Below are 20,457 nucleotides of genomic sequence, written 5' to 3' on the forward strand. Positions count from 1 at the left end.
CCGGCCGCTAGTCCCGGTAACGCTTTACCAGATCGCCGTAGGCATCGATCCGGCGGTCGCGCAGAAAAGGCCAGATGCGCCGGATCTGTTCGCTCCGCTCCATGTCGAGTTCGGCGGTGATCAACTCTTCGGCATCATTGGCCGCTTGGGCAAGAATTTCCCCCTGGGGACCGACGACGACACTCGATCCCCAGAACTGGCTGCCGGGGAGTACGCCGGAAGGATCGGGTTCGAAACCGACCCGGTTGACGCTAAGTACCGGGATGCCATTGGCAACGGCATGGGCGCGCTGAATGGTGAGCCAGGCCTCTTTCTGCCGCAGTTTTTCCTCGGCATCGTCCCGCGGGTCCCAGCCGATGGCAGTCGGATAAACGAGAATCTCGGCCCCGGCCAGGGCCATCAGTCGGGCCGCTTCAGGGTACCACTGGTCCCAGCAGACCAGTACGCCGATTCGGCCGACGGAGGTGTCGACCGGGGTGAAACCGAGGTCGCCAGGAGTAAAATAGAACTTTTCGTAGTACCCCGGGTCATCGGGGATGTGCATCTTGCGATATTTACCGGCGATGGCGCCGTCCTTTTCGAAAACCACGGCGGTGTTGTGGTACAGACCGGCCGCCCGTTTCTCGAAGAGGGAGGTGACCAGGACGATACCGAACTCCTTGGCTACATTCCCCAGGACGTCGGTGGTTGGGCCAGGAATCTCTTCCGCCAGGTCGAACAGCGCCGGGTTCTCATGCTGACAGAAGTAGGGGGTGGCGTGCAACTCCTGGAGCACTACCAGCTTGGCGCCGAGGACGCTCGCCTTGCGGATGTTTTCGATGCTTTTGGCCAGGTTAAGGTCTTTATCGGCGGTGCAACTCTGCTGGACCAGCCCAACGGTCAGGTTTTTCATGAAAGTGCTCCTTGGGGAATCTGCATGGTGATGCAGTGCAGCGACCCGTGCTGCAGAATCAGCGGCCGGCAGTCGATGCCAATGATCTCCCGATCCGGGTATGCCATGCCGATGGCGGTCAAGGCGGCGTCATCGGCGGGGTCGGCGTAGGTCGGAACCAGCACGGCGCCGTTGATCACCAGGAAATTGGCGTAGGTGGCGGGGAGGCGATTTCCCTCTTCGTCATAGCAGTCACGCGGCCAGGGAAGAGGGATGAGGCGGTAGGGCCGACCCTCCCGGGTCCGGAAATGTGTCAGTTCCTTCTCCATCAGGAAGAGAGGAGTGTAATGCTCATCGGCGGCATCGTCGCACTGAACGTAGAGGATGGTGTCGTTCGGGGCAAGCCGGGCTAGGGTATCGATGTGCGAGTCGGTATCGTCGCCGGCCAGGTAGCCGTTGCTGAGCCAGAGCAACCGGTCGACGCCGAACAGCGTGCCGAGGTTTTCCCCAATCTCCTCCCGGGTCAGGTGGGGGTTGCGGTTCGGATTCAGAAGGCATTCGGCGGTGGTGAGGAGTGTCCCCCGCCCGTCGCTTTCAATGCTCCCCCCTTCGAGGATCAGGCCAACGGTCTGCAGGGGGGCGTCGCCAAACGCTCCGCCACGGTGGAGCCGCCGGGTGACGAGGTTGTCGCGGTCGCAAGCGAACTTCAGTCCCCAGCCGTTGAAGCCGAAGTCGAGTAAGAGCGGCGACCCGTCCCGCTCGACGGTGATCGGGCCGAAGTCCCTCGCCCAGGTGTCGTTGGTGGGGACTTCGCTGAGGCGGACCCGTTCCATCTGTGCTCCGACGGCGGTGAGGAGCGCTGCAGTCCGGTCGCTGTCGGCCGTGACAATCAGAGCGACCTCAAACCGGGTGATATGTTTCACGATTTCGGCGTAGACAAGCTCCACCATCGGCAGCCAGGGGTGCCAGTCGCTCTCTTCATGGGGCCAGGCGAGCAGTACCCCGGCCTGTTCTTCCCACTCGGCGGGGAGACGTACGGTCATTGATCGGTTCCTTGAATTCGTCGGTATCGCGTGCAAGTTGAAAATACTATAAAAATTGCCGGTCAAATGCAATTTCGATTTCGCACTGCTGGCCGATTTGCGGTACGTATTTGTAACACTTTGTAAATATTCCGTAAACATGGTGGAGGGCCGAAAGACGGCATTTAGTCCTAAAGTAATCGGGCGACCGGTCGAAAAGTTTGCATATGTAGTAACCTGCGGCAACAAACCCGGCGGTTGTGCCGGCCCAAGCAGAACGAAGGAGACGTATGCAAATGAAATTCTGGAACGATTTACGCGTCAGGACAAAGATTTTCGTGTTGGTGGCGGGGGGGTGTCTTGGCCTGGTGGTGACGGGAACCCTTGGTCTCTACAACATGGACATCATGAAAAACAGGCTGGAGGGGGCAGAGAAGGACATGCAGGAGGTCGCCACCCTGGCGGAGCTCAAGAACAACTTCCTGCAGATGCGGCTGGATCTGGTCTATATGCTCTCCCTGACCGACAGTGCCCGGATTGCCGACAAGAAGCAGGATTTCGAACAACGGGCGGCGACGGTCAAGGAGCAGTTGGCGAAGTTCCGCTCGGGCGACTTGAGCGATAAGGAAAAGACCCTGACAAAGGATTTTGACGACGGTTTCAGTGCCTACCTGCGCGAAGGGAGCAAACTGGGCGAGATGGCGAAAAACGCCGCCGCCAGCGGCGACGCCCAGGCCCGGGCGGCGGCCACCGACTTTGCGGTCAGCACGGTGGCGCCTCTTTACGACAAACCGGCTCAGGCGGTCACCACTATCGCGACCGATAACGTTAAGGATGGTGAGACGACCTTTGCGAGGAGCATGGCCAGGTTCCGGCGGGCTTCGACCTTCATGACTGTCATTGTCGTCGGTATCTGCCTGTTTGCCGTGGCGGCCGGTCTGGCCATCGCCGGCTCCATCAGTCGGCCGCTCAACCGCGTGCTGGAAGTGCTGTCGCGGGTTGCGGCCGGCGACCTGACTGCCCGGGCCGACGCGGCGAGCCGCGACGAAATGGGGCTGTTGGCCGAAGAGCTCAATACCACTGCCGGCAAGATCAATGAAATCGTCTCCCGGGTGGCGCACAATGCCGAACAGGTGACGGCGGCGGCCACCCAGCTCCATGCCACCGCCACTCAGATGTCGACCGGGGCCGAAGAGGTGGCGCAGCAGGCGGCGACGGTCGCCACTGCCAGCGAAGAGATGGCTGCCACTTCCGGCGATATCGCCCGCAACTGTGCCCTGGCGGCGGAAAATTCCCAGCATGCCAACGATCGGGCGGAAACCGGCTCGTCGGTGGTGCAGGAGACCCTGACGGTAATGAACAAGATTGCTGACCGGGTCCGTTCCTCGGCGCAGACGGTTGAAAGCCTCGGGCAGCGGTCGGATCAGATCGGTGAAATTATCGGCACTATCGAGGATATTGCCGACCAGACCAACCTGCTGGCGCTGAACGCGGCCATTGAGGCGGCCCGGGCCGGCGAACAGGGGCGCGGCTTCGCCGTCGTTGCCGACGAAGTGCGTGCACTCGCCGAACGGACCACCAAGGCGACCAAGGAGATCGCCCAAATGATCAAGGCGATCCAGGGCGAGACGAAGGGCGCGGTGGTTTCGATGGAAGAAGGGGTCAAGGATGTGGAGAAGGGGACCGGCGATGCCGCCAAGTCCGGCGACGCGCTCGAAGCGATCCTCGATCAGATCGGCAGCGTTACCATGCAGGTGAGCCAGATTGCCACCGCCGCCGAACAGCAGACGGCTACGACCGCCGAAATCAACAACAACATTCAGCAGATCACCGATGTGGTTCAGCACACTGCCCGCGGCGCCGAGGAATCGGCCCAGGCAGCCGAACAGCTGGCGAAGCTGGCCGAGGAACTACAGTCGCTGGTCAGCCAGTTCCGACTGGCATCCTGAGTTCATCTCTTCTTCCTGTGCAGTACTTCCAAACGGCCCGGATCACTCCGGGCCGTTTGTCGTTTGCCCCTACCGCCGCCTGCCGCTCCGCCCCGCTGGCGGATCTCCTCTCCTGCCGTAGAACACCTTTTATAAAATATGCCGCGACCTGTTGACAGGTGCCGGTTTGCAACTAAAATTTTGTCAATTTGTCAAAGTATGTAAAGGGTCGGCGGCTGTTCCCTTTTTTCCCGTTGCTATTTCATACCTGCAAGGAGCGTTGTCATGAAACAATGTGTGCGGCTCATGATGCTGGCCATCCTCGGCGTCCCTTCGGTGGCGTCCGCGGTCGACCTGGGGGTTGATTCCACAACCCTGATCCGGCTGGAGGAGCGAAGTGTTCCCGGTTTCAGCAAGGAACAGGTCTATCCCGCCACCCAGTTCCTCGGCATCGACCTCGATAAGCTCGGCGACGGCAATCTCTCCTTCCATCTCTATGGCTGGGGGCGGCTCGATCTTGCCGACAAGAGCACCGATGAGGGGACTACCGATGCCGATCTCAGCTATGCATACCTGGCCTATCGTTTCCCCCAGGCCGACGCCCAGGTGAAGCTCGGCCGTTTTTTTGTCTACGAGGGGGTGGCCGCGGAACAGGTCGACGGGGTGAGCGCCCGGACCGATCTGACGCACGGCTTTGCGGTCTCGCTCTTCGGTGGGGCGCCGGTAAAGCTGGATCTTACCGGAGATAACAAGGGGGATTACGTGGTCGGTGGCCGGCTGGCTTACCGTCTTCCCGGGCTTCTCGAACTGGGGGCCTCGGCGCTGCGCGAAGGGGGGATCACCACCGGCGAGAGCACCGATCTCAAGGATTATCGGCAGCTGGTTGGCGGCGATATCTGGCTGGCACCGTTCAAGATCATGGAAATCCGTGGCCATTCGAACTACAATACCGCCACCAGCGGTTTTGCCGAGCATAGTTACCTGCTGCAGGTCTATCCAGTCCGGCCGTTGACCATCGTCGCCGAGTACAACGATTATCGGCTGAAGGATTATTTCGCCACCACCAACCTCCGCTCGCTCTTCAATCCCGACCGCGACGAAACCCTCCGCAGCTATGGCGGCAGCATTACCTATGTCGTTGCCAAGCCGCTGGAAGTGACGGCCGACTACAAACGGATCAATTATCACCGGGCAGACCGGGGGAATACCAACCGTTTCGGTGGCGAAGTCCGGCTGACATTGGCCGACCGCAAAGTGCGGACGGGGCTCTCCTATCACCGGGCCGACTCCGCCCAGTCGGCCAATTCCTATCATGAGGTCCGCGGCTACGTCATGTATCGGACGACGAAATATTCGGCCAGCATTGATGCCATCGGCCATTTTTATGATGAAAAGGTTCTCGGCGCCCGCGACACCGATTACGAAGTCCTCGGTTCTCTCGGCTACCATATTCTGGAAAACCTGGCGATCTCGGGCGATCTCGGTTATGGACGCAATCCCTGGTATGACAAAGAACTGCGGGGCGTGCTCCGCCTTACCTACAATTTCAACTATTCGAGTAAAGGAGCCGCGAAATGAGACGGGTAAAGCTCTTCTTTTTCCTGGTGGCGGTGCTGGGCCTGGCGACCGTCACTGCCTGCACCAAGGTGATTTCCTCCGAATCGAGCCTGCCGTCCTGGCATCCCGAAGCCTTGCCCGAGGGGCGGGCAGACTGCACCGAATGTCACGAAGATACGGTGAAGGGGGTGCTGAAACCATACGCCTCGTTCAGCCACTCGACGGTCTTCATCAAGAACCACCGGTACTACGCCGGCCAGGACAACCGGCTCTGCGCCGTCTGCCACAAACCTTCCTTCTGTAACGATTGCCATGCCAACGAACTGGAGGTTAAACCGTCGGTGATGCACGGTGACCGCCCCGACCGGGAGATGATCCACCGCGGCGACTATCTGTCGCGCCACCAGATCGACGGGAAGATCGATCCGACCAGTTGCTTCCGCTGCCACGGTCGAACCAACAACGAACAGTGCGTGGCCTGCCATCGATAGGAGGGGGAGTAATGGGAACATTTATCAAGACCGTCGCGGTATTTTGTTTCGGCATCCTCCTCTGGGGGTGTTCCAGCGGCAACAGCAGCAGCCCCTCTTTTGATCCAGTGACCGGCAAGCACCCGGCCAACTGGATCGAGCAGCACTGGGTAGAATTCCGCAATAATCAGCAGCCGTGCGCCGAATGTCACGGTTCGGCGACCGACGCTGCCCAGTCGGGCGGCATCTCGGGGGTAAGCTGCTTCACAGCCAGCCTTGGCACCCAGACCTGTCATGCCGGTGGCCCGGCCGGCCATCCCGCCGGTTTCAGTGCCCCCAGTGTCCATGGTCGCGCCAACGCGATGGCCGCCCCGGGCACGTCGAGCGGCTTTGCCTACTGCAGCCGCTGCCATGGCTCATTGTACAATAACGGCCCGGCCCGCTCCTGCATCGACAGTTCTTCCGGCTGTCATACCGGTAGTTCGGCTCCCCATCCCGCGGCCCCGTGGCACGGGACGACGGCCACCGGCACCAACCACATCTACACCGACCAGGGGAACGCCCCCGAATGCGCCAAGTGTCACGCTAACGGGGCAAATTCGGCGCTGCAGCCGACTACCCCCGCGCCGGCGGGAACGGCTCCGGGCTGTTTCAACAACACCCTTTGTCACGGCAGCAGCGTCGGCCATCCCACCGGCTGGAGCGATCCGGCCTCGGCCAATTTCCATGGCCCGACCGCCAAGGCGGCCGTCTCTGCCTCGGGCGGCTTCGGTTACTGCCAGCAGTGCCACGGTACCGATTATCTGGGCGGAAGCTCGGGGGTGAGCTGTTTCTCGGCCAGTGTCAACGGCTTCAACTGCCATAATGGCGGCGCCACGTCGAGCTGGCCCCATTCGCCGGCCCCGTGGCGCGGCGGGACCCACACCCATACCAATACCGATACCAGCAACGCGGTCTACTGCGCCGTCTGCCATACCAACGGCGCCAACTCGTCGGTGCAACCGACGACCCCCGCGCCGGCCGGGACCGCCGCCGGCTGCTTCAACAATACCCTCTGTCACGGCAGCAATGTCAGCGCGCCCCATCCGGTAGATGGTTCCTACCGGCCCGGTACGGCCCATGGCTACGATGCGATCAACCTAAACAACAACGGCACCGGTTTGACCACCTGTCGGCCGTGTCACGCGACGCCGGCCACTGGCGCCAATCCGCGTTTCAACGTCGCGGTCGGCACACTGACGAGCGGCTGTGAAACCTGTCATATCGCCCAGACCGCCCATCCGACGCCGTGGCTGATCGGCAGGGGGACCACTCAGGGAGTAACGAACACCTTTAGCCATTCGGTGCTCCGGGACAGCCCGACGGCGAGTTCCGCCGTTACCAACTACTGCACTCTTTGCCACGGTGCCAACCTTGACGGTGTCGGTGGCGTCGCGCCGAACTGCGTCTCCGGCACCAGCCGGCAGGGAGCGGTCGGCGTGGTTTGCCACTTCAACGCGATTGCGGTCAAGGATACGGGGACCGGGCTGTTCAACCTGCAGACCGGCTGTGTCTCCTGCCACGGCAGTCCGCCGACCGGTAGCAGCTATCCGAACCGGGACGGCCAGCACACCGAGCATATCTTCGCCAACGTGGACTGCAGTTCCTGCCACAACGGTGCCGGCTACCGGACGGCCCTCCATGCCAACGGGACCACCAACCTGGCGATCGTTGCCACCTTCCAGGCCAAGACCGGCGGTACGCCAACCTACAGTAGCGCCAGCGGTACCTGTAGCAGTATCAGCTGTCATGGTGGCCAGACGACGCCACCCTGGTCGTCGGGGATCATCAACGTCAGCACCGACTGCCTGTCGTGCCACGCCTATGGTACCAGCCAGTACAACGGCGCGGCGTCCGGGCCGCTTACCCATCACAGCCAGATCACGACGACCTGTACGGAGTGTCACGATACCACCAAGCTGGCGACGAACCACTTCACGAACTTGCAGACGCCGGCTCTTGAGGGACCGGCATCGGCGACGATCCGGACCGATCTGAACTATGATCCGGCCACCCGCACCTGTCTCTTTACCTGCCACATCGGTAATGAGACCCATGACCGGAGCATGTCGTGGTAAAGAGACGCAACGTTGGCAACCGGTAGTTCGTACGAGACGGAAAAGGCGAGGGGGACCTCGCCTTTTCCGTCTGTCGGCCTTTCCGGCAGCTGCGGGGAGGGCACGGGGATTTCCCGCAGAGGCTGAAGATCATGACCACGCGCAAACGTTTTTCCCTGCCGGCCAACGAACTCACCGCGGAGGCGGTCTTCCGGGAGCGGCGGACTTTCCTCAAGCTGCTCGGTTTTGCCGGCCTGAATGCCTGGCCGTTCCTTCAGGCCTGCAGCAATTTCGCCATGGAGAGCCGGGAACTCGGCGGAACCCTGGTCAATCTCAAGACGCTGCCGGCCCGGCCGAACGACCGTTACCGCCTCGACCGCCCGCTCACCGATCGGCTGGCGGCCGCGAAATACAACAATTTCTACGAGTTCACCTCGGGCAAGGATGTCTGGCGGTACGTCGACCAGTTCGTCACCCGCCCCTGGCAGGTGGCGGTAAGTGGACTGGTGAAAAAGCCGCAGGTGTTTGCGATCGATGAGCTGATCCGGACCATGCCGCTGGAGGAGCGGAGTTATCGCCATCGCTGCGTCGAGGCGTGGGCGATGGCGGTCCCCTGGACCGGTTTCCCGCTCGCCGAACTGGTGAAGCGGGTAGAGCCGCAGTCCGGCGCGACCCATGTCCGTTTCCTCTCCTTCCTGCGCCGGGATCAGGCGCCCAACCAGCGCGGCGTGTTCAGTACCGATCTCTGGCCGTACCACGAAGGGCTGACCCTGGCCGAGGCAACCAATGAGCTGACGTTCCTGGCCGTCGGCGTCTACGGCAAGGAGCTGCCGAAGCAGCACGGCGCGCCGATCCGTCTCGTCACCCCCTGGAAGTACGGTTTCAAGGGAATCAAGTCGATCGTGGCGATCGAATTCGTCGATCACCAGCCGCCGACCTTCTGGAATCAACTGGTCCCCGACGAGTACGGTTTCTGGGCCAACGTTAATCCCGACATGCCGCATCCCCGCTGGTCCCAGCAGACGGAACGGCTGCTCGGCAGCGACGAACAGCGCCAGACCGTGATCTTCAACGGTTACGGCGAGTTCGTCGCCCACCTCTATCAGCCGCCCCGCCGCGAATTTTTCTTCTGAATTACCTGCCATTAGCCGCATAATGTCCTGTCGGCCGTCGTTGCTGTTCCCTTCCGGGCCAATGTTTGTTAAAATGTTTTGTTGGTTGCCCTTGCACTATCCAGGGACCAGGTACCGATCGCTCCAGTGAGGAGAAGCGCGTGAGCCAGCAGAAAACCCAACCGGAAAGCACTCTGCCGAAAAATCTGGCCGCCGATCCCCGGTTTCTGGCGGTCGAGCGGACTATCAAGCAGTATCAGTTTCGGGCCGACGCCCTGATCGAAGTGCTGCATGTCGCCCAGGAGGCGTTCGGTTATCTCAGTGAAGAGTTGATGAGCTACGTCGCCCGCCAGCTGAAGATCCCTTACAGCCGCGTCTACGGCGTTGCCACCTTTTATCATTTCTTCTCCCTGGAGCCTCGTGGTAAGCACAGCTGCGTGGTCTGCACCGGCACCGCCTGTTACGTCAAGCGGTCCAGTGAAATTGTCGCCCGGCTGGAGCAGGAGTTCGACGTCAGGGCCGGCAAGACCACCGCCGACGGTGCTCTTACCCTTTCCACGGTGCGCTGCCTCGGCAGCTGCGGCCTGGCGCCGGTAATGGTCCTCGACGGTGAAACGGTGGGGCGCTGTTCGTCGGAAAGCGCGGTGGCGGCGGTTCATGTGCTCATCGACAGCGGCCGGACGCCGGGGAGTATCGCGGCCGAGGAGCAGTCCCGCCGCAAACGGCGCGGAGGCGGCGCATGATCCGAGCGGAACTGAAACGGATGGCCGAGGAGGAGCGGCAGCGGCAGGAACGGCTTTTCTGTCGGATCATGGTCTGTGCCGGCACTCCATGCCTGTCCGCCGGCGCCCTGCCGGTGTTGGAAGCGCTACGCGAGGCGGTCGCCGAAAGCCGGCTTGACGCTGGGATTGAAGCGGTCGGGACCGGCTGCATGGGCCCCTGCAGCCGGGGACCGCTGGTCAAGGTGCGGATTCGCGGCAAGGAAACGGTTTACGAGCGGGTCACTCCCGAGTTGGCCCGGCAGATTCTCTTCTCGGTCGTCAAGGGTCGGCGGCCGCCGACGGTTGCCGCGCTGCCGCCTGAGCTGCCGTTTTTCGCCCGGCAGATGAAAGTAGTTTTGGCCAACAGCGGCTCAATCAATCCGGAGCGGATCGAAGAGTACGCGGCGTCGGGGGGGTACAGTGCCCTCTCCCATGCCCTGCACGAAATGACCCCGGAGGAAGTCTGTCGCGAAATTTCCACCTCGGGGCTCCGTGGCCGGGGCGGGGCCGGCTATCCGACCGGCGTCAAGTGGAACTTGGCGCGCAAAGCGCCCGGCGAACGTAAATACGTGGTGGCCAACGGCGATGAAGGGGATCCGGGCGCCTACATGGACCGCTCGGTGATGGAGTCCGATCCGCACCGGGTCCTGGAGGGGATGGCTCTGGCCGGTTACGCCATCGGTGCCGAGCAGGGGTTCATCTACGTCCGCGGCGAGTATTACCTGGCGGGGCGCCGGCTCGAAGCGGCGATCCGCGATGCCGAGCGGAAGGGGCTGCTCGGTAGTCGGGTGCTCGGCAGCAATTTCAACTTCCGGATCGATATCCGCACCGGGGCGGGGGCATTCGTCTGTGGCGAGGAGACGTCGCTGATGGCCTCGATTATGGGGAAGCGGGGCCAGCCGTGGCACCGCCCTCCCTATCCGGCCCAGCGGGGACTCTGGGGCTCGCCCACCCTGATCAACAACGTCGAAACCCTGGCGGCGGTCCCGGTCGTGATCGGCCGCGGTGCCGACTGGTTTGCCGGGGTCGGTACGGCGCGGAGCAAGGGGACCAAGGTCTACGCCCTGAGCGGCCAGGTGGAAACCACCGGGCTGATCGAGGTGCCGATGGGGACCACCCTGCGGGAGGTGGTCTTCGAGATCGGCGGCGGCATCCCTTCCGGCAAGCAGTTCAAGGCGGCCCAGACCGGCGGCCCGAGCGGCGGCAGCATCCCGGCCGAGCACCTGGATACTCCGCTGGACTATGAGAGCCTGGAGGCAATCGGCACTATCATGGGCTCCGGCGGGCTGATCATCATGGACGAAACGAGCTGTATGCCGGACGTCGCCTCGTTTTTCCTCGATTTCTGCCGCGACGAGAGCTGCGGCAAGTGCGTCCCCTGCCGGGTTGGCACCATCGAGATGCACCGGCTGCTCCGGCGGATTACCAGCGGCACTGCCACCATGGATGACCTTTACCGGCTGGAGGAACTCTGTGATCTGGTCGGCGCCACCAGCCTCTGCGGCCTCGGGATGACGGCGCCGAACCCGGTGGTCAGCACCCTGCGTTATTTCCGGGCCGAATACGAAGCCCACATCCGCGAACGCCGCTGCCCTGCCGGCGCCTGCAGCATCGAGCCACTCCCCCCCGGTCCGGAAGGGCCGGAACTGCTTCATGCGGCGGGCGCTCCCGAGGAGGCCGACTGATGCCCGTCATTACCCTGTCGATCGACGACGAGCTGGTCAGCGGCCGCGCCGACGAGTCGCTGCTCCAGGTGATCCGCGAGCATGGCATCACCCTGCCGACCCTCTGCCACATGGAAGGGCTGAGCGAACGGGGCGGCTGCCGGCTCTGCATTGTCGAGGTGGAGGGGGCGGCGCGGCCGCTGCCGGCCTGCACGACCCCGGCCCGCGAAGGGATGGTGGTGCGGACCGATACCGAGCGGCTGCGACGTTACCGGCGGATGATCGTCGAACTGATGCTGGCCGAACGGAACCACTACTGCGCCGTCTGCGTTTCCATCGGTAATTGCGAGCTGCAGCGCGTCGCCGCTGCCCTCGGCGTCGATCATGTGCGCTACGAGTACCTTTCCCCCCGCCTTTCCATGGATCTTTCCCACGACCGGTTCGGCATCGACCACAACCGCTGCATCCTCTGCACCCGCTGCGTCCGGGTCTGCGACGAGGTGGAAGGGGTCCATACTTGGGACATCTCCGGCCGCGGGGTGCGGAGCCGGATCATTGCCGACCTCAACCATCCCTGGGGAACTAGTGACAGCTGCACGAGCTGCGGCAAGTGTGTCCAGGTCTGCCCGACCGGCGCACTTTTCACCAAGGGGGTGGTCGTCGGTGAAATGGTCAAGGACCCGGGAATGTTGCTGCGGGTACTGGAAGGACGCGAGAAAAAGGAGTGGGCGGGCTGATGGCGGTGCGGTCGCGGGAGGCGTTAATGAACAGGAAACGGGGCGGGAAGGTCCGTTTGGCCACGGTTTGGCTCGGCGGCTGCTCGGGGTGCCATATGAGCTTTCTCGATCTGGACGAACGGCTGATCGAACTGGCCGGCCAGGCGGAACTGGTCTTCAGCCCCTTCATCGATACCAAGGAATTTCCGGCGGGGGTGGACGTGGCCCTCGTGGAGGGGGCGGTCAACAACCGGGCGAACCTGGCAATGGCCGAAACGATTCGCGCCCGTAGCCGGTCCGTGGTGAGCCTTGGGGATTGTGCGGTCACCGGCAATGTCACCAGCATGCGGAATATCCTGCCGGTGGCGGCGACGCTGGCACCGTTCGGCGGTACGGGGGAGGCGCCGTTCCGTTTCGATTATGCTGCGGTGCCGGAGCTGCTCCCCCGGGCGCTGCCGCTCCACCAGGTGATTGCCGTCGACGGTTTCGTCCCCGGCTGTCCGCCCGATCCGGATCGGATCTGGACGGCGATCGGCTGTCTGCTGCGCGGCGAGCCGGTGCAACTCCCCGAGGAGATGCGCAGTTTCGGCTAGGTCAGACCAGGCAAAGAAAAGGACCCGAAGAATTTATGTCCCAGACGATAACCATCGATCCCGTTACCCGCATCGAAGGACATGCGACCATCACTATCCGGCTCGACGACGCCGGCGAAGTGGCCGATGCCCGCTTTCACGTCACCGAGTTCCGGGGGTTCGAACAGTTCTGTATCGGCCGTAGCATCTGGGAGATGCCCGGCCTGACCGCCCGGATCTGCGGCATCTGCCCCGTCAGCCATTCCATCGCCGCCGCCCGGGCCGGCGACGCCATCCTCGGTGTCCGCATCCCCCCGGCTGCCGCCTTGCTGCGCCGGTTGGCCAATCATGCCTCGCTGATCCAGAGTCACGCCCTGAGCTTCTTTCACCTGAGCGCTGCCGATCTGCTGCTCGGCATGGAGAGCGATCCGGCCCGGCGCAACCTGGTCGGGCTGCTGGAAAGCCGGCCCGACGTCGCTCGGAATGGCATTCGCCTGCGCCAGATCGGCCAGCGGATCGTCACCCTAGTGGCCGGCCAGAGCGTCCATCCCTCCTGGACGGCTCCCGGCGGCGTCCGCGTGCCGCTTGCTCCCGCCCGGCGCGACGAGATTGCCGCCCTGCTGCCGGATGGTTTTGCCATCGTCCGCGCCGGCTTGGCCCTGCTCGACGAGATTTATCAGCGCCACGCCGCCGAAATCGGCGCCTGCGGCGATTTCCCGTCGCTCTTCGCCGGGCTGGTCGCGGCGGACGGCGGCCTGGAATATTACGACGGCCTGTTCCGCTTTACCGATTCCCACGGGGTGATCGTGGAGGAAATTCCACCGGAGCATTACGATCTGGTGGTCGGTGAACGGGCGGAATCGTGGAGCTATATGCAGTTTCCCTATTTCCTCGCCCGGGCCGACAGCGAGGATCGGGGGATGTACCGGGTGGGGCCGCTGGCCCGGCTCAATATCTGCGACAGTGCCGGCACTCCCGAAGCCGACCGGGAGCTTCTGGCGTTCCGTGCCCAGCGGAGCGGGGAGTGGGGGGCGGTTACCGGCAGCTTCCACTACCATCATGCCCGGCTGATCGAGATCCTCCATGCCCTGGAGCGGATTCGGGAGATCCTCGACAATCCGGACCTGCTCGACCACCACGTCCGGAGCGAGGCGGGGGTCAACCGCCCGACCGGGGTCGGCGTCTGCGAGGCGCCGCGCGGCATCCTCTTCCATGATTACGAAGTCGACGACAACGGCATCATCCAGCGACTCAACCTGCTGATCGCCACCGGCCAGAACAATCTGGCGATGAACCGGACGATTCGCCAGCTGGCCGGCGCCTTCATCAAGGGGGGGCAGTTCAGCGAGGGGATTCTCAACCGGATCGAGCACGGCATCCGTGCCTACGATCCGTGCCTTTCCTGTGCAACCCATGCCTACGGCCGGATGCCGCTGCGGCTCCAGCTTCTCGCTCCCGAAGGCACTCTGCTCGACCAGCTGGCGCGGCCGTGACGACGGGGCGACAATGATCCTGCTGATCGGCTACGGCAATCGGCTGCGGCGGGACGACGGCCTCGGGCCGGCGTTGCTCGACCTGGCCGGGGCGCGGTTCGCGGCGCCGGACCTCTGCACTTTCGAGCTGCAGCAGCTCGTACCGGAGCTGGCCGCCGAACTGGCGGCGCCGGGGGTGACCGCGGCGCTGTTTCTCGACGCCGGGCCGGCCGATGCCGCTTCCCCGCCGGGAACGGTCACGGTCAGCCAGCTGCTGCCGAGGGTCGATGGCTCGCCGCTCGGCCACCAGCTGGCGCCGGAAGAGCTGCTGACGGTTGCGCGGGCGCTTTACGGTGCGACGCCGGCGGCGTGGCTGGTGACGGTGGCGGGGGCGGATTTTGGCTACGGCGGGGAATTGAGCGCGGCGGTGCGGAGCGGCCTTGACGAAGCGCTGGCGGTGGTCGGCACGCTGCTGACGACGATCAGGGGAGAAGCACCGGCAACCGCTCGGTCAGCCGGATCTCGTCCGGGGTGACCAGCGCCCGGTAGGCGAGTGGCTCCACCCCGTTCTCCGCCGCCAGGCGGAGCAGCCGCCCGTATTCGGGGTCGATGGCGTCCGCCGGGGCGACGCTGCTGCCATCGGCCCGCTGGACGACAAAGAAGATTACCCCCCGGTCGCCGGCCCGCACTACCGCCATCAGCTCCCGCAGGTGTTTCTGTCCCCGCGCGGTCACCGCGTCGGGGAAGAGGGCGAGCCCCCCTTCGACCAGCGTGACGTTCTTCACCTCGACGTAGCAGCGCCTGCCGGCGCCCTCCAGCAGCAGGTCGATCCGGCTGTTGGTCCCGTAGGGGACTTCGGGGCGGAGGTGCGGGTAGCCCTGGAGTTCGGCGACAATCCCCCCCTCGATCCCTTCCCGGACGAGATGGTTGGGGAGCGCCGTGTTGATGCCGATCCAGCCGCCGTCGGCGTGGACCAGTTCCCAGGTATGGGCGTATTTGCGGGTCGGCTTGTCGCTGCGGGAGAGCAGTACCGGGCTGCCGGGCCGGTTGCAGCCGCGCATGCTCCCCGAGTTGGGGCAGTGGGCGGTGATCACCGTGCCGTCGGCCAGTGCCACGTCGGCGAGAAAGCGCTGGTAGCGGCGGAGCAGGGTACCGGGGTAGAGCGGAGCGGGGAGGTGCATCGCTATCCACCGCAACTGCAGCAGGAACAGGTGAGTCCTTTGGCTTTTTGCAGTGCCTCGCGCCCTTCGCGGTAGGCGAAGTAGCCGATCAGCAGGGCGCCGAGGGCGTCGCAGCCGCCGATGCCGGTCAGCTCGTAGCCGGCGCTGGCCGCCAGGAGCACCAGCGAGAGATAGAGGCAGGCCCGGGAACAGGCGGCGTCGGCGAGGAGTGCCGGTGATTCGAGGGCAATGCCGACCCGGGTCTTGGCGCGGATCAACAGCCACATCAGGGCGATGGAAACGAGGGAGACGACGATCCCCCAGATGGTGGTCGTCGGCCGGTGATGCTGGAAGAGCGAGAGCCCGGCCGAGACGGCCAGCCCGACCGTCAGCAGGTAGAAGGCTCCGCCGGTGATCCGTAACGCCCGGCGCTCGAATTCGTCGCGGCTTTCGCCGCCGTTGGCCCGGATGCGGCGGATCAGGTGCCAGATGCCGATCCCCGAGATCACCTCGACGAAGGAATCGACGCCGAAGCCGAACAGGGAGAGCGTTTCGTCGCTGGCGCCGAGCCAGACGGAAACGACTCCTTCGATAATGTTGTAACCGATGGTGAACAGTGCCAGTAGGTTGGCGGTGCGGTACAGACGGTCGCGGGACGGGGGCATAACGGCCTCTTTCTCTCATGAACGGATGATTCCACTGTAGTCAACCTCCTTGACATCTGCAACAGCTAAATGATATTTGTGCATATGCACACAAAGCCGGGACGGCAGTGCCGTCCCGGCCCTTTGGGGAGTTTCCATGTCGCCACGCAAGAAAAAGCAACGCAACTGCGTCTGTCCGCTTCGGGACAAGCTCGGCCAGGTATTCAAGCCGGCCGGCACCCCGCTCAAGGAGCTGGAGGTGCTCATCCTCGAGCATGACGAGCTGGAAGCGCTCTACCTGTGCGACGGCCAGGACCTGAACCAGGAACGGGCCGGAGAAATGATGGGGGTATCGCGGGGAACGGTCCAGCGGTTGCTGACCCAGGGGCGGAAGAAGGTGGTCGAGGCCCTGGTCGGCATGAAGGCCCTGGCCGTGGCCGGCGATTTCCCCGGGGAACAGCCGACCGGCCAACCGGCCGAGGATTAAACGACAGCAGCTATTTCAACATGACAGGGAGGATGCGGTGAGCGGAGGAGAAGAAAAAGTCACGGTGAAAGGGTGCGGCGGCGATGAGGCCCGTCGCTTGCGGGAGCTGAAGGAAACCATCGATCTCCAGGAGAATATTATGGAGATCAAGCACAAGATTGTCGTGCTGTCGGGCAAGGGAGGGGTCGGCAAAAGCTCGGTGGCGGCCAACTTGGCGGTGGCGCTGGCGCTGGCGGGGAAAAAGACCGGTCTCCTCGATGTCGACATCCACGGTCCTTCGATTCCGACGATCCTCGGTATCGAAGGGACCCTGCCGGGCCAGGACGAAGGGAAAATCATTCCCGTGCCGTATAACGACAATCTGAAAGTGATGTCGGTGGGGCTTTTGCTCGGCGACCAGAGCGAAGCCATCATCTGGCGCGGACCGGCCAAGCATGGGGTGATCAAGCAGTTCCTTTCCGCCGTTGCCTGGGGGCCGCTCGACTACTTGGTCGTCGATTGCCCGCCCGGTACCGGCGACGAACCGCTGTCGGTGATCCATCTGCTCGGGAGTGCCGACGGTGCGGTGATCGTCACCACGCCGCAGGATGTCGCCCTGACCGATGTCCGGAAATCGGTGACCTTCTGCCGGCAGCTCAAATTGCCGCTGCTGGGGGTGGTGGAGAATATGAGCGGCTTCGCCTGTCCGCATTGCGGCGAGGTGGTCGACATCTTCAAGAGCGGCGGTGGCGAACGGCTGGCGACGGAGATGGACGTGCCGTTCCTTGGCCGGATTCCGTTGGAGCCGGAGATGGTCAGCGCCGGTGACAGCGGCAAGCCGCTGGTGGAGCATCATCGTGAACTGGCGGCCGCCAGTGCCTTCAGCAGCGTGGTTGGCAAGATCGTCGCCGCTGTCGACTAACCACAGCGGCTAATTCAGCTGCGGCCCGGTAAACGAAAGCCGGTCGGCACCTCCTGCGGGAGAGCGCCGGCCGGCTTTCGCCGTTTCGTCAGGCGGCGTGGCGGAGCTGTTCGCCAACCGTCAGGCCGATTGCATGACTGTCCATGCTGAGCCGGACCGCCAGCGAGACCGCCAGCGCAATCAGCGTCGGATTGGCGATCCTGATCCTGATGCAGCAATCGTGCATGCCGAGATCGCGCAGCCAGTCAGTCAGCTTGGTGATGCCGTTGCGGTCGCTGGCGAACGATTTATGGAGATGCCGGCCGTTGACCGGCATGAGGACGCCGAGTTCCTCTGACGATACCTCGACGATCAGATCGGGGAAATACATGGTAGGTTCTCCTCCGCATTTCCAGCGGGTGCCGGCGGCGGTGACCCGCCGGTTCGGTTACGATGCGAATGCACCATGTCCTGCCGGTTCGGTGAAAAACGGCCGGAGTTGCCGGGCCAGGGCCTGCTGGGCGGTGGTCAGCAAGCTGAAGATGCCATTGGCAATCCGGGCTCGGCAAACGGCCAGCTCGGCCAGTGCCGTCGCCTGTCGGCCGGCCAGGGTCCGGACCGCCGCTTCGTCGAACGGGACGGCGATTGCCGTCTCGCGGAGCTGGCAGTGGAACTGCCGGAGCTGTCGTTGCAGCAGGCGGGTTGTCTTCACTTCGGCGGCAAGGATTGCCTGGATTTGCCGCTCCTGGGCTGCCGTCAGCCCGAGAACCCGGGCCAGCTGCCGCAACTGCGGTTGGTCGAACTCCAGCGCTTCTTCGCAGCATCGTTCTTCCTGCCGGTTTGCCTCCGCCTTTGCCGGTCGGTAGAACAGACCGCCATCGGCGGCCATGGCTCCGGCAAGGACGATCATCGCGGCAGGGCTCAGTTCCTGTTTCATCTCCCGACGCTCCTCCTGGCTGCGGTCACGCAGCCCACTGAACTGATCCGACTGCGACAATAGTAACGCAGGAGAAGTAAAGTGTGGGTTAAGAGGGCGATATGACAGGTAAATTTTAGTTAAGAAACGTTGCCGTCCCGTGGTGGTGACGTTCCGGCGGTGCCATCGTAAAGCCGCTCGCCGCCGGGATCGGTCAGCGTCACCCCCTGGCGCTGGAGTAACTCGCCGGTGGCCTGCCAGTACTGGGTCACCGCATTGACGTAATTTGCCCGGGCGGTGATCTGATCGTCCCTGGCCGTTGCCAGGTCGTTCTCTACGTCGAGCACGTCCTTGATGGTGGCGAGGCCGACGGCGCTTTTTTTCAGGTACGCCTGCAGCCGCTCTTCGGCATAAGCGCGGGCCTTGTCGGTCACCTCCAGCTGCTTGTAACCGGCGGAGACGGCTCTAATGGCGCTGCGGACCTCGTTGGCCGTGCTTTCTTCGAGGCTTTTCAGCTGGGTTCTGCTCTGCTCGGCCTTCAGCCGGTTCCGGATCAGCTCGTTTTTCGCGGCAGTATTGCCGAGTGGATAGGAAAACTGTAGTCCGACGCTCCAGACCGGGTAGTCGGTGGAGCCAACCCGTTCCAGTGCCCGGTTGTAATCCTGTGCCAGGCCGGTGGTGCCGATACTGCCGGTAAACGACAGGTCGGGGCGGGTGCGGTTGACGGCCACCCGGGTCTGGAGATCGTCGATTTTAAGATTGACGCGGGCGGTTTTCAGTTCGGTCCGTTCCCGGAGCGCCCGGTCGATTGCCTTGCGTTCGTCGATGGACAGCGGCGCACCTGCCGGTGCCTCCGTCGGGACGATTTCCGCCCCCTTGTCCACCTGGAGCAGCAGCCGCAGCACGTCTTCCTGGTCCTGGACCGCCCGTTCGGCGTCAATCAGCTCCTTTTCCCGCAAAGCGACGCCGTATTCGGCGTTGGTGATCTCCATGCTCGGCAGTACCCCGGCATTGACCCGGCCGCGGGTATCGGCGAGGACCTGTTCGGCCAGTTTGAGGGAGGCCTGTTTGACCGCCAATTCGTCGCGGAGGCTGTAAAGTTTGTAATATTCGGTCCGTACCTGGGCCACGGTGGCGATCAGCCTGGTGGTGAACTGTTCCTGGGCCGCGTCCTTTCCGTATCCTGCTACGGCAATGTTCAACTCAGTAGCTTCCCGGCCGAAATTTTTCAAGAGCGGCTGGGCGAAGGTCAAATTGAACTCCGACTCGTAGTAGCGATCGAGAAACCCTCTGGTCGGATCGGCATTGTTGCGGTTCCAGCTGTTGGTCAGGGCGGCGCCGATCGTTCCACCGCTCGGCAGCAGCCGGCTGATTCCCAGATCGTAAGTGAGCGTTCGTTCCTTGTTGGTGTCGGCCCCGGCGAGGAAGCTGCTGGCCGGCAGCGTCGTCGAATCGGTGTAGGTGGTGGAGAGGGTGAGGGCCGGGTCGTAGATCCCACGATTCTGCCGGACCGTAGCTTCGGCCATTGCCGGATTATAGAGCTCCGCCTTGACGTCGAGGTTCCGTTCCACTGCCAGTTTCACCGCCTCGGTGAGGGTCAGGTTGAGGGGGGCTCCCCACGCCCGGAGGGGGAGGAGCGCCAGGAGCAGGAGGGCTCCCCGGGCGAGGCGGAACCGATGGGCGCGATGAGGGTTCCTCATTGCAAACAGCCTCCGTATTGCCGCTCTCCGAGGGGGATGGCGAGAAAGCGCCAGTAGTCGCCGTTACGGATCAGCAGCCGGATTGGCAGCGCCGGCGGATGGAGCTGCAGCCGCTGTTCCACCTCCGGCAAAGCGGCAACCGGCGTGCCATCCACCTCGCAAATGATGTCGCCGGCGGTTACGCCGGCCAGGTCGGCAGTCCCACCTGTCCGGGTGCCGAGGACGACGATTCCCCGCAATTGGCTGACTCCCCGTTTTGCCAGGTAGGAGTTGCCGACTTCGGCGACGATCAGTCCCAATGCCGTCAACCACATTGCCGGATGATGTTCGTTGACCAGCTCTTCGTAGCGGTCCAGCTCCATGAGCTGTCTCCTTTCATTCAATATTCGACAGGTTGAAATCATGTCCGTTGCCGTGCCGTCCACTGCC

The 20,457-nt window shown here is 63.5% G+C and carries 21 protein-coding genes; 13 read left to right on the forward strand and 8 right to left on the reverse strand.

Translation table 11 applies throughout. The annotated features are described in order from the left end of the window. Nucleotides 1-7 precede the first annotated feature (7 nt). Nucleotides 8-892: a carbon-nitrogen hydrolase gene (locus tag QMN23_RS04985; protein WP_282002272.1), complete on the reverse strand. Its 885-nt coding sequence runs from the start codon at nt 890-892 to the stop codon at nt 8-10. Then, nucleotides 889-1,914 carry an agmatine deiminase family protein gene (locus QMN23_RS04990; protein WP_282002274.1) on the reverse strand — a complete coding sequence of 342 codons (1,026 nt, stop codon included), beginning with the start codon at nt 1,912-1,914 and terminating at the stop codon, nt 889-891. The genes QMN23_RS04985 and QMN23_RS04990 overlap by 4 nt, the downstream gene beginning before the upstream one ends. Nucleotides 1,915-2,189: 275 nt before the next feature. Here QMN23_RS04990 and QMN23_RS04995 point away from each other — a divergent pair, with 275 nt between their 5' ends. The 11 genes from QMN23_RS04995 to QMN23_RS05045 all read left to right on the forward strand — a co-directional run bounded on the left by QMN23_RS04995 (nt 2,190) and on the right by QMN23_RS05045 (nt 14,776). After that, the gene (locus tag QMN23_RS04995) at nt 2,190-3,842 is read left to right on the forward strand and encodes a methyl-accepting chemotaxis protein (protein WP_282002275.1); all 1,653 of its coding nucleotides are present in this window, start codon (nt 2,190-2,192) and stop codon (nt 3,840-3,842) included. A gap of 264 nt (nt 3,843-4,106) precedes the next feature. Beyond that, nucleotides 4,107-5,399: a hypothetical protein gene (locus QMN23_RS05000; protein ID WP_282002276.1), complete on the forward strand. Its 1,293-nt coding sequence runs from the start codon at nt 4,107-4,109 to the stop codon at nt 5,397-5,399. Beyond that, nucleotides 5,396-5,869, forward strand: a complete 474-nt coding sequence (locus QMN23_RS05005; protein WP_282002277.1) for a cytochrome C — start codon at nt 5,396-5,398, stop codon at nt 5,867-5,869. Before QMN23_RS05000 ends, QMN23_RS05005 begins: the two co-directional genes overlap by 4 nt. An 11-nt stretch (nt 5,870-5,880) precedes the next feature. Then, nucleotides 5,881-7,965, forward strand: coding sequence for a CxxxxCH/CxxCH domain c-type cytochrome (locus tag QMN23_RS05010; RefSeq protein WP_282002278.1), 2,085 nt, complete (start codon nt 5,881-5,883; stop codon nt 7,963-7,965). Nucleotides 7,966-8,096: 131 nt separating this feature from the next. After that, nucleotides 8,097-9,077 carry a protein-methionine-sulfoxide reductase catalytic subunit MsrP gene (gene msrP / locus QMN23_RS05015; RefSeq protein ID WP_282002280.1) on the forward strand — a complete coding sequence of 327 codons (981 nt, stop codon included), beginning with the start codon at nt 8,097-8,099 and terminating at the stop codon, nt 9,075-9,077. A gap of 140 nt (nt 9,078-9,217) precedes the next feature. After that, nucleotides 9,218-9,799 (forward strand): bidirectional hydrogenase complex protein HoxE, encoded by a 582-nt coding sequence (gene hoxE / locus QMN23_RS05020; RefSeq protein ID WP_282002281.1) that lies wholly within the window; start codon nt 9,218-9,220, stop codon nt 9,797-9,799. Beyond that, nucleotides 9,796-11,502 carry a NuoF family protein gene (locus QMN23_RS05025; RefSeq protein WP_282002283.1) on the forward strand — a complete coding sequence of 569 codons (1,707 nt, stop codon included), beginning with the start codon at nt 9,796-9,798 and terminating at the stop codon, nt 11,500-11,502. Before hoxE ends, QMN23_RS05025 begins: the two co-directional genes overlap by 4 nt. Beyond that, entirely contained in the window at nt 11,502-12,218 is a 717-nt protein-coding gene (gene hoxU / locus QMN23_RS05030; protein WP_282002284.1) for a bidirectional hydrogenase complex protein HoxU, read from the forward strand. Before QMN23_RS05025 ends, hoxU begins: the two co-directional genes overlap by 1 nt. Before the next feature lie 26 nt (nt 12,219-12,244). Continuing rightward, nucleotides 12,245-12,790, forward strand: coding sequence for an NADP oxidoreductase (locus tag QMN23_RS05035; RefSeq protein WP_282002285.1), 546 nt, complete (start codon nt 12,245-12,247; stop codon nt 12,788-12,790). A 35-nt stretch (nt 12,791-12,825) separates the two neighbouring features. Continuing rightward, nucleotides 12,826-14,262: a Ni/Fe hydrogenase subunit alpha gene (locus tag QMN23_RS05040; protein WP_282002286.1), complete on the forward strand. Its 1,437-nt coding sequence runs from the start codon at nt 12,826-12,828 to the stop codon at nt 14,260-14,262. Nucleotides 14,263-14,275: 13 nt separating this feature from the next. After that, nucleotides 14,276-14,776, forward strand: coding sequence for a hydrogenase maturation protease (locus QMN23_RS05045; RefSeq protein WP_282002287.1), 501 nt, complete (start codon nt 14,276-14,278; stop codon nt 14,774-14,776). On the opposite strand, the gene sfsA is transcribed toward QMN23_RS05045, so the two are convergent. Both sfsA and QMN23_RS05055 read right to left on the reverse strand, forming a co-directional pair. After that, on the reverse strand, nt 14,724-15,422 hold the full coding sequence (gene sfsA / locus QMN23_RS05050) for a DNA/RNA nuclease SfsA (RefSeq protein ID WP_282002288.1): 699 nt from the start codon (nt 15,420-15,422) through the stop codon (nt 14,724-14,726). The two genes, QMN23_RS05045 and sfsA, sit on opposite strands and share 53 nt — an antisense overlap. A 2-nt stretch (nt 15,423-15,424) precedes the next feature. Next, complete coding sequence (locus QMN23_RS05055) at nt 15,425-16,066, reverse strand: cation transporter (RefSeq protein ID WP_282002289.1); 642 nt, start codon at nt 16,064-16,066, stop codon at nt 15,425-15,427. A gap of 136 nt (nt 16,067-16,202) precedes the next feature. Between QMN23_RS05055 and QMN23_RS05060 the strand changes: the two genes are divergently transcribed. Together QMN23_RS05060 and QMN23_RS05065 are read left to right on the forward strand one after the other, a co-directional pair. Further along, the gene (locus tag QMN23_RS05060) at nt 16,203-16,532 is read left to right on the forward strand and encodes a DUF134 domain-containing protein (protein ID WP_282002291.1); all 330 of its coding nucleotides are present in this window, start codon (nt 16,203-16,205) and stop codon (nt 16,530-16,532) included. A gap of 37 nt (nt 16,533-16,569) precedes the next feature. Next, complete coding sequence (locus QMN23_RS05065; protein ID WP_282002293.1) at nt 16,570-17,433, forward strand: Mrp/NBP35 family ATP-binding protein; 864 nt, start codon at nt 16,570-16,572, stop codon at nt 17,431-17,433. 88 nt (nt 17,434-17,521) lie between these two features. Here QMN23_RS05065 and QMN23_RS05070 read toward each other — a convergent pair whose 3' ends face one another. The 4 genes from QMN23_RS05070 to QMN23_RS05085 all read right to left on the reverse strand — a co-directional run bounded on the left by QMN23_RS05070 (nt 17,522) and on the right by QMN23_RS05085 (nt 20,390). Continuing rightward, on the reverse strand, nt 17,522-17,803 hold the full coding sequence (locus QMN23_RS05070; RefSeq protein WP_282002295.1) for a hypothetical protein: 282 nt from the start codon (nt 17,801-17,803) through the stop codon (nt 17,522-17,524). A 57-nt stretch (nt 17,804-17,860) separates the two neighbouring features. Beyond that, nucleotides 17,861-18,349: a Spy/CpxP family protein refolding chaperone gene (locus QMN23_RS05075; protein WP_282002296.1), complete on the reverse strand. Its 489-nt coding sequence runs from the start codon at nt 18,347-18,349 to the stop codon at nt 17,861-17,863. A gap of 119 nt (nt 18,350-18,468) precedes the next feature. Beyond that, on the reverse strand, nt 18,469-20,028 hold the full coding sequence (locus tag QMN23_RS05080) for a TolC family protein (protein ID WP_282002297.1): 1,560 nt from the start codon (nt 20,026-20,028) through the stop codon (nt 18,469-18,471). Beyond that, nucleotides 20,025-20,390, reverse strand: coding sequence for a PDZ domain-containing protein (locus QMN23_RS05085; protein ID WP_282002298.1), 366 nt, complete (start codon nt 20,388-20,390; stop codon nt 20,025-20,027). The genes QMN23_RS05080 and QMN23_RS05085 overlap by 4 nt, the downstream gene beginning before the upstream one ends. Nucleotides 20,391-20,457 lie beyond the last annotated feature (67 nt).

The organism is Geotalea uraniireducens, assembly GCF_027943965.1.
Lineage (GTDB): Bacteria > Desulfobacterota > Desulfuromonadia > Geobacterales > Geobacteraceae > Geobacter > Geobacter uraniireducens.

What these genes read in the sequence shown, in the direction of transcription:
- QMN23_RS04985 (WP_282002272.1), bottom strand. Translation starts at nt 892, where the DNA reads ATGAAAAACCTGACCGTTGGGCTGGTCCAGCAGAGTTGCACCGCCGAT.
- QMN23_RS04990 (WP_282002274.1), bottom strand. Translation starts at nt 1,914, where the DNA reads ATGACCGTACGTCTCCCCGCCGAGTGGGAAGAACAGGCCGGGGTACTG.
- QMN23_RS04995 (WP_282002275.1), top strand. Translation starts at nt 2,190, where the DNA reads ATGAAATTCTGGAACGATTTACGCGTCAGGACAAAGATTTTCGTGTTG.
- QMN23_RS05000 (WP_282002276.1), top strand. Translation starts at nt 4,107, where the DNA reads ATGAAACAATGTGTGCGGCTCATGATGCTGGCCATCCTCGGCGTCCCT.
- QMN23_RS05005 (WP_282002277.1), top strand. Translation starts at nt 5,396, where the DNA reads ATGAGACGGGTAAAGCTCTTCTTTTTCCTGGTGGCGGTGCTGGGCCTG.
- QMN23_RS05010 (WP_282002278.1), top strand. Translation starts at nt 5,881, where the DNA reads ATGGGAACATTTATCAAGACCGTCGCGGTATTTTGTTTCGGCATCCTC.
- msrP (WP_282002280.1), top strand. Translation starts at nt 8,097, where the DNA reads ATGACCACGCGCAAACGTTTTTCCCTGCCGGCCAACGAACTCACCGCG.
- QMN23_RS05025 (WP_282002283.1), top strand. Translation starts at nt 9,796, where the DNA reads ATGATCCGAGCGGAACTGAAACGGATGGCCGAGGAGGAGCGGCAGCGG.
- hoxU (WP_282002284.1), top strand. Translation starts at nt 11,502, where the DNA reads ATGCCCGTCATTACCCTGTCGATCGACGACGAGCTGGTCAGCGGCCGC.
- QMN23_RS05035 (WP_282002285.1), top strand. Translation starts at nt 12,245, where the DNA reads ATGAACAGGAAACGGGGCGGGAAGGTCCGTTTGGCCACGGTTTGGCTC.
- QMN23_RS05040 (WP_282002286.1), top strand. Translation starts at nt 12,826, where the DNA reads ATGTCCCAGACGATAACCATCGATCCCGTTACCCGCATCGAAGGACAT.
- QMN23_RS05045 (WP_282002287.1), top strand. Translation starts at nt 14,276, where the DNA reads ATGATCCTGCTGATCGGCTACGGCAATCGGCTGCGGCGGGACGACGGC.
- sfsA (WP_282002288.1), bottom strand. Translation starts at nt 15,422, where the DNA reads ATGCACCTCCCCGCTCCGCTCTACCCCGGTACCCTGCTCCGCCGCTAC.
- QMN23_RS05055 (WP_282002289.1), bottom strand. Translation starts at nt 16,066, where the DNA reads ATGCCCCCGTCCCGCGACCGTCTGTACCGCACCGCCAACCTACTGGCA.
- QMN23_RS05060 (WP_282002291.1), top strand. Translation starts at nt 16,203, where the DNA reads ATGTCGCCACGCAAGAAAAAGCAACGCAACTGCGTCTGTCCGCTTCGG.
- QMN23_RS05070 (WP_282002295.1), bottom strand. Translation starts at nt 17,803, where the DNA reads ATGTATTTCCCCGATCTGATCGTCGAGGTATCGTCAGAGGAACTCGGC.
- QMN23_RS05075 (WP_282002296.1), bottom strand. Translation starts at nt 18,349, where the DNA reads ATGAAACAGGAACTGAGCCCTGCCGCGATGATCGTCCTTGCCGGAGCC.
- QMN23_RS05080 (WP_282002297.1), bottom strand. Translation starts at nt 20,028, where the DNA reads ATGAGGAACCCTCATCGCGCCCATCGGTTCCGCCTCGCCCGGGGAGCC.
- QMN23_RS05085 (WP_282002298.1), bottom strand. Translation starts at nt 20,390, where the DNA reads ATGGAGCTGGACCGCTACGAAGAGCTGGTCAACGAACATCATCCGGCA.